This window comes from Priestia flexa NBRC 15715 (genome assembly GCF_001591565.1).
Classification (GTDB): Bacteria; Bacillota; Bacilli; order Bacillales; family Bacillaceae_H; genus Priestia; species Priestia flexa.
The window spans coordinates 1-3998 of record NZ_BCVD01000193.1; the positions used below are offsets into that span (position 1 = coordinate 1).

The window sequence follows — 3998 nt, forward strand, 5'->3', positions numbered from 1 at the left end:
GAGTCAAACAAGAAATCATAAGGCTGCAAAGCGCTTTTTCAAGAAAGCTTTGCGGTCTTTTCATGTTTCCAAGCCCCGTGTGATAACAGTAGACAAGAACCCAGCCTATCCTATGGCGATTGAAGAGTTGAAGAAAGAGAAAAAGATGCCTGTAGGCATCCAAATACGGCAGGTAAAATATCTGAATAACATTGTGGAACAAGATCATCGTTTTATTAAAAAGAAAGTTCGTTCGATGTTAGGATTGAAATCTTTTCGTACAGCTACATCTATTCTTTCAGGAATAGAAGCGATGCATATCATTAAAAAAGGACAACTTGTTTTACGGGACAAGTCTGTCCAAAATCAAGTGAAGTTCATTCATCAACTGTTTGGGTTGATTACTTAAGACGAACAGTCACTAGGAATCTTTGGCTTTTTTAGATTTTCTTCAAATATTTGCACCAGAACCGTATATTCTTATATATAAAAGTTTATATAAAAGATAAGCAATATAGTACAAAGACTACCATTATATAATTTAACTCATCTGGGTTCATAAATTTTTACTAACTTTTATAAGTAAGGTATCTTGAGCAATAAAATTAGTACACATTTATTGGTTCTGGTGCAAATACTGAAGAAGGAAATACGATAGAATTAGATTGAGGTGATATCAATGATATTAGTTAGCTCTTGTTTAGCAGGATTAGAGGTAAGATATAATGGTACGCATTGTTTAGATAAAAAGATACGCCAAATGATTGAAAAAAAACAAGCAATTACTGTGTGTCCAGAATTACTTGGTGGTTTTTCAACACCAAGAGAACCAGCTGAAATTGTTGGTGGTAATGGGGAAGATGTCCTTGATGGTAAGGCTAAAGTGATCGAAAAATCAGGTAGAGACGTTACAAAACTGTATATAAAAGGAGCTTATGCAACGCTAAGAAAAGCTCAAGAGGTGGGCACCACAGTAGTTATTCTTAAGGAATTTAGCCCCTCCTGCGGAAGTTCAATGATTTACAACGGTGAATTTAAAGGTAAGAAAATTGTTGGAAATGGAGTGACGACTGCCCTACTTGAAAGGAATGGAATTCAAGTAGTCTCAGAAGAGAGAATTACTGCTTTTCTTGAGGAGAAATTAAAAACTTCTTAAGCGAACATTGACATGATAAAATGATCAACTTTTAAAAAAACAAAATTTACAATGAATACATGTAAACGATGTGAGAACCATTGATATTCTAATAGTTCTCACATCGAGGTTAAGATAAATGCGGATTTACAACGCTAAGCCTATTTTCCTGACGAATCCCTCGTTTTTAACAACGTTAAGAAAGTTTTAGTGGTCTTAAAGAATCTAATGAGACTACTTTCTCTGAGTTAAAATGGTATTCTCCTAGTAAATTAATATGTTCCCAACCTAAGGGCGACATATGGTGTAACAAATCTTCATTAAAGCTACCTGTCCGTTTTTTATATTCAACTGCTGTTGTTAGGTGGAGAGTATTCCAAATACTTATAGAGGTCCCACCAACGAAACGCTGAAAACATACGCTAAGGAATTGTTCAGAAAATCTTGAGTTGCTGAACACCTTGTCATTAAAGGATTTATAAGTGTTTCTTCCCTTCGGAAGTGTCCATTAACTCGTTCAATAATCAATGTTCAATAATTATTAAAATATTAAGTTTGTGAACGAATTTAATGTCTAAACGTATAAAAGGCCGTAATTTACTTATCGAAATCTGCTTAGCGTATGTTTTCCGCTAAATGTTGGTGAGACCCCTAAAAACTCTAGTACAAATACTTAAGAAATAATAAAAAAAGACAATCGATTATTAATCGATTGTCTTTTTTTATCAGCATAAGAGAGCACTTGCTTTAAATGCAAGGTAAATTTGATTTTGAGTAGTATTGTCTTGAGATTCATACTTGTTAGCACAATTTGTATAAGTTAATAAAACATACAACTATTTCGGAGAAAGTAAACATAATAAGTCCATTATTGATAATCAAATTCCAATTACAATTAACCGGAATCCTATAATAAGATTCCGGTTAATTAAACTACTCAGCTTTTACTAAGATTTTTATATGATTTCTTTCTTTTAGTAGACCTTCGAATCCTTCTTCTATTACTTCATCAAGTGTGATACGTTTCGTTATTAATTTATCTGCAGGGAAGTAACCTTGTGCCATTAAACTAATAACAGCTGGAAACACATCACGGTATCCGATAATTCCTGCTAAAGTACGTTCTTTCAACACGATATTTTGTGGGTGAATCGGAGCCTCTGTTTCAAAAATACTAACAATCATTGTTTCTCCATTAAATTTGGTTGAATTGATAGCTTGTTTTAAAACAGGTGGTACCCCAGTGACTTCATAAGCAACATCTACCCCGCCACTTGTAAGCTCTTGAATTTGTTGTACGGCATCACCATTATTTGGATCAATTGCGATGGCTCCAAGCTCTTCTGCCTTTTGTCTACGTTGTTCAGATAATTCAACTGCATAGATTTCTGCTGCACCTGCTGCTTTTAAGGCTTCAATCACTAATAAACCAATTGGACCAGTTCCAAATACGGCTGCTTTATCACCAACTTGTAGTTTACTTTGTTTCACAGCATGAAGAGCAACAGCTGACGGTTCAACAAGTGCACCTTGTTCATATGATACATTCTCTGGAAGTTTATGCAGCATGTGTTCTGGAACAGAAGTGAATTCAGAAAACCCACCGCCACCGCCAGCAAGACCATAGAATCCCATATCTGCGCAAAGATTATATTTCCCTTGTTTACAAGCATCACATTTTCCGCAATTATAAATTGGTTCTACTGTAACACGATCACCAACTTGTACTTTGGTTACACCTTCACCAATTTCAACAACTTGTCCAGAAAATTCATGCCCCATAACAATCGGAGCTTTATCTCCAGTTAATGGATGTGGTGTTTCCTTAGGAATAAAAATTGGGCCGGCTGTATATTCGTGTAAATCGCTTCCACAAATTCCACACCACTCAACTTTAAGTTTTACTTCACCTTTTTTTACAGTAGGTTCTTCGATATTTTCTAGTCTTAAATCTTTAGCATTATGCCATCTTAACGCTTTCATCTGAAATTCATCTCCTAAAGTAAACGGTTATGTTAAAAACTATTTCAATACTATTATAATATATTTTGAGTGGAATTGCATATTAACAAGCAAATAGACCTAGATATTACTCACTAATAAAGCAGACAGTTTTGGCTAATTTATTTCTCATCATATACTGCCATTTCGATAAATTTCGAGTGTCCCAGTGGATAACAAAAAATGTTATATTAAGTAAGTCATTATTCGGCAAACTTTATTGCCATCCTCACCTATTATTGGTGAGTTTTTTTATGTCTAATTGCTGTAAACATAGATACCTATAAGGATGATTATGGTAACTAGTATTGTATAAGGTATACAATAAAAATAAAGGAAATATTTTTCAGTAAATAATATTATATTGGTTTTATATAGGAGAGCTAAAAAAATTTATTCCTCCTCTCTGTCTACTTATAAATACTTGTAAATTAATAGGAAGACCCTATCTATAGTTTGTATAGATAGGGTCTTCTTACTTTTAACTCTTTACGAACGCACTGTATTTTTTACTGGATATCCATAAATTGATCCATCTTTAATTTTAATTTTATCTTCCCAAGGAAGCTTGTAATTTCCTTCGGCTAAATCTTTAACGAATGTATATGGATTCTCTTTTACCCCCCCAGGAGTAGATACATAACCTCTAGCTCCCAAATTATAAATATTATTTTCAAGTCCCCATCCTATCCTAGCTTGGTCAGCTAGTTCTGGGTAAACCTCTGCGGTAACAATTTCATAAGGGTTTCTGTGACCTTGGACTAAAGTAGTACCGTCAAAGTTACATACTTGTCCTTCACCAAAATAATAAAAGACTCCATCGTAACCTGCTAAATTCACAGATAAAGTGTACATTAGATTCTGCCATGCATTCGAACGGTTT

Annotated in this window: 4 protein-coding genes and 1 pseudogene; 2 read left to right on the top strand and 3 right to left on the bottom strand. The window is 34.1% G+C overall.

Going from position 1 to position 3998, the window contains the following annotated elements; genetic code table 11:
- Positions 1–388, top strand: a 388-nt coding sequence (locus BFL01S_RS19115) for a DDE-type integrase/transposase/recombinase (protein ID WP_061786662.1), incomplete at its 5' end; no start/stop codon positions are given.
- A 270-nt stretch (positions 389–658) separates the two neighbouring features.
- On the top strand, positions 659–1135 hold the full coding sequence (locus BFL01S_RS19120; RefSeq protein ID WP_061786663.1) for a 2-thiouracil desulfurase family protein: 477 nt from the start codon (positions 659–661) through the stop codon (positions 1133–1135).
- 175 nt (positions 1136–1310) lie between these two features.
- Here the strand turns inward: BFL01S_RS19120 and BFL01S_RS20215 are convergent, their stop codons facing one another.
- The 3 genes and pseudogenes from BFL01S_RS20215 to amiF form a co-directional block, all read right to left on the bottom strand.
- Positions 1311–1574, bottom strand: a complete 264-nt coding sequence (locus tag BFL01S_RS20215) for a Tn3 family transposase (RefSeq protein WP_225002475.1) — start codon at positions 1572–1574, stop codon at positions 1311–1313.
- A 473-nt stretch (positions 1575–2047) separates the two neighbouring features.
- Entirely contained in the window at positions 2048–3097 is a 1050-nt protein-coding gene (locus BFL01S_RS19125; protein WP_061786664.1) for a 2,3-butanediol dehydrogenase, read from the bottom strand.
- Positions 3098–3604: 507 nt separating this feature from the next.
- Positions 3605–3998: pseudogene (amiF, locus tag BFL01S_RS19130) on the bottom strand (formamidase); the annotation flags it as partial.

Coding starts and splice junctions, on each gene's coding strand:
- BFL01S_RS19120 (WP_061786663.1), top strand. CDS start 659: ATGATATTAGTTAGCTCTTGTTTAGCAGGATTAGAGGTAAGATATAAT.
- BFL01S_RS19125 (WP_061786664.1), bottom strand. CDS start 3,097: ATGAAAGCGTTAAGATGGCATAATGCTAAAGATTTAAGACTAGAAAAT.